Consider the following 3,181-nt stretch of genomic DNA (forward strand, 5'->3'; position numbering starts at 1 on the left):
AGGCGGTAGGCCAGGGCCCGGCAGTTGGCGGCGAGGTCGCCATGGCCAGGAAGCTTCCTGAGCTGAAGCAGGAGGGCCGCTGCGCCGCCTTCGCCATCCGCTTCCAGCCTCTTGATCAGGTGCTGGGTGGCCTCCCAGACACAGATGCGATTGTCGCTGGTCGGATCCCAGTTGTTACCGAGCTGCTCACGGCGATAGAGCTGCACCTTGCCGGCGGCAGACCGGAGGATGCCAGCTTTGGCGACGCCATCAACCGAGATATTGCGGGCGACAGCCAGGCCTTCGGCATCTCCGAAGGGCCGCTCGCTGTAGCCGAAGCTCTCGAAGAAGGTGAGCGCGAAGCGCGTGTCGGCATCAAAGGCGCCTTCATCCTGGGAGAGGTGCTCATCGAGGGCGGCATTGATCTCGATCAGCGCATCGCGAACGCTCATGGGAGAGTCATCGGGGTTGAGCACCGCCTTGGCCTGGCTGAAGATCGCCATGCCGGGGCCGATGGCGGCCTGGGCTACGTCCACCGGCGCGATGTTGGCGTGCTCCAGCTCCTTGATGGCCTGGGGTAGGCGCTGCCGCAGCTCGCGGCGGAAGGCATTGCGGGAGAGGATGGCGGCACCGGGATCGCGACGCTGGCAAACCAGAACAACGCTGGAAGCGAGGGCGTTCGCACCCGCTCCGATCATGCGGTTGGCCAGTTCAGTGCGCATGGGCCAGGTGCCAGTGATTGCCAGGCCGGCATCCATCACTGCCGCCAGAAACGTCTCCCAGCCGGTGCTGGCGGTGCCCGCCGCCCCCTTCCCCTTGGTTTCGGCCTGCTTGAAGGCGTAATAGATCGAGAGCGGGAAGCCGGCATGGGACTGCACAGCGAGCTGATGCATCGCCTGGGTCATGCCATCAAGGAAGAACTGCTCAGCCTGCTCCTTGCCGCCGTGGCGATAGGGCGTGGCCACCAGCTCCTCTGCCTTGGGAACTGCCAGCGTCGCGAACAGGCCGGGGAACACGAGCCGCAACGACCGCCTCAACCAGACGTAAAAGAAGTCGGAGAGATCGGCGTAGCCGATGTTGTCGTAGTAAGGCGGGTCAGTGGAAACTATTTTCCGTGAACTGAGCACCTGCAATGCGGCGTCTTTCAGAGACACGCAGCCAGCCAATCCCGAAGCAGCGCCTATTCCCTTAGAGGTATACTCAAGAGAATTCCCATAGCTTCCCGACTGACTTGACAAAGGGTTGACCTCAGCATAATCCCATGACATGGGTATTGCCTGCCGGGCAAATGTGTTTCGCGTCTTCGTCCCCCAGGTCTTTCCACCTGCATCCCATGTGCAGATCGAAGACATGCGGTCCGACTGACCACTAACTACCAAGCCAAGAAACGTGCCAACTGCTTCGGCATAGGCCGCTGCGCCAGTGCCGCCGTCGCGCAGGGGCGTGGAGTCATCGGGTCGACCGGCCTCATTGGCATCGCGGCGAGCTTGCTGCATCGCTTCGCCCACCAGGTCGGAGAAGGTGGTGAGCGCCACCAGCTGGCGATCGGTGAACAGATCGCCGTAGGTGGTGAGGCCGTATTGAACGGTCCAGAAGTTACGCGGATCGTCGGGCAAATCCTGCTCCGGCCTCCATTCGGGCTTGGCCAGTAGCGCTGCCGCCTCATGCTCTGGAGTTGGCGCCAAATACACACGTCCACGCTTCCCCTCGGCAACGACCGCCATCAGCCGAGCCCCCATCTTCCCCGCCTGCCCCTCGCTCTTGATGTAGTCCCCTTCGATGGGAGTGCCTGACATCAAGCACCCGAAGTTCGCTCCCCTGGCGAGCTTGGTCCCGTCCTTCGTCTTCGCCCCATCCTCCGGCTTGCCGACCTTCACCGTGAACCGATAGCCACTGCCCTGAACCACCGGCTGCACGTAGGCCTCTCTACACTTCATCTGCGAGAGCATGAAGGTCGAGGCCAGCGGCACCTCAACCTGCGAGAAGGCCGGGTTGGGGCTCTTCACCGTGCGAGCCCACAGCCAGGCGATCACCGTGAGTTCCTGCCCTTCGTAGGGCTTCAGATCCGGGCGCGGGTTCCCCGGATCGTTCACCATCTCCGGGGTGATCAGCACCTTCGGGTAGAGGTGGCCGATGCGCTTCTCGGCTTCATCACGCATCCACTGGCCGTAGTAGCGCACGTCTTGCGCCAGGCCTTCGGCGCCTTTCCACTGCTGCACAGCAAGGTTGCGCCTGCTCTCCGGATTGACCGGCGGCTGCCCGGCGAACTTCGGCGGGATCTCGATCATCGCCTTGTTGATCAGCACCGCCACCGGATTCAGATCACTGGCGTAGGCCTCCAGCCCCAGCCGCTGGGCCTCCAGCGGCAAGGCCCCACCCCCAGCGAAGGGATCGTGAAAGCCGGGCAGCTTCTCAGGGTTGAACAGCTCGGCTGCTTCCGGGTGATCGGCGTTGTCGGCGCAGCAGCGCCGCCAGCTGCGGCGGATCTCCGCCCGCGCACGGTTCAGCACGTCCTCGTTGGTGGTGTTCTCCCACTGCACCAGCTCGCTGATCAGGGCAAACAGCCGCAGCCGCTCCTTCTCCTGGTCAACGTCAGTGGGCAACTCCTCGGGCACCGCCGAGGGGTCATCCACCATCTGGCAGAAGATCACCGCCCGTGCCGCCGCCAATGGCCGCCGCGCCCACCACAGGTGCAACGTGCTCGGGTGCCCATGGCGAATGCTCTTCTCCCTCGCCGAGGCCGCGTTGATCGCCTCCAGCGGGATGGCGACCTCGATCAGCTTCTTGCGGCGTTTGACGGGGTGGGGGGTCATGGCGATCAGTGAGGGGCGCGGCCAGCGGCCAGCAGCTGCTGCAGGTTCTTGGTGATCTGGGTATCGCCGAAGCCGGGCAGACCCCAGTCGACGCCGCTCACATACACCGGTGGTGATGCCCGATCAGCCTCGATGCTCACCAGCGCCAGGCGGAAGCGATGGGGCGCGTTGCGGCCGGTGTTCACCTCGTTGATCGTGAGGGTCACTGAATCGGCGCCATCAGCCCGGCCCTTCACCTCAATGAAGAACAGGTTCCCGTCGGCATCGATCGACTCGATGTCGTAGCCCAGACCACGCTGGGCGCTCACGTCCTTGGGCATGCGGCCCAGGGCCTTCTCGGCCTCGAATACGGCGTTCATCGCCAGCAGCTCCACCCGCTTGCGGGCTGT

2 protein-coding genes are annotated in these 3,181 nt (G+C 64.2%); both read right to left on the reverse strand.

The genetic code is table 11. The features are described from left to right. Positions 1-2,792: DUF1156 domain-containing protein (locus VKP62_12015; protein MEB3197918.1), on the reverse strand; the 2,792-nt coding region annotated here is incomplete at its 3' end. Between the two features lie 5 nt (positions 2,793-2,797). Continuing rightward, the coding region (locus VKP62_12020; protein MEB3197919.1) for a DUF3883 domain-containing protein at positions 2,798-3,181 on the reverse strand (384 nt) is incomplete at its 5' end.

The sequence above is a fragment of the Candidatus Sericytochromatia bacterium genome (assembly GCA_035285325.1).
Lineage (GTDB): Bacteria > Cyanobacteriota > Sericytochromatia > S15B-MN24 > JAQBPE01 > JAYKJB01.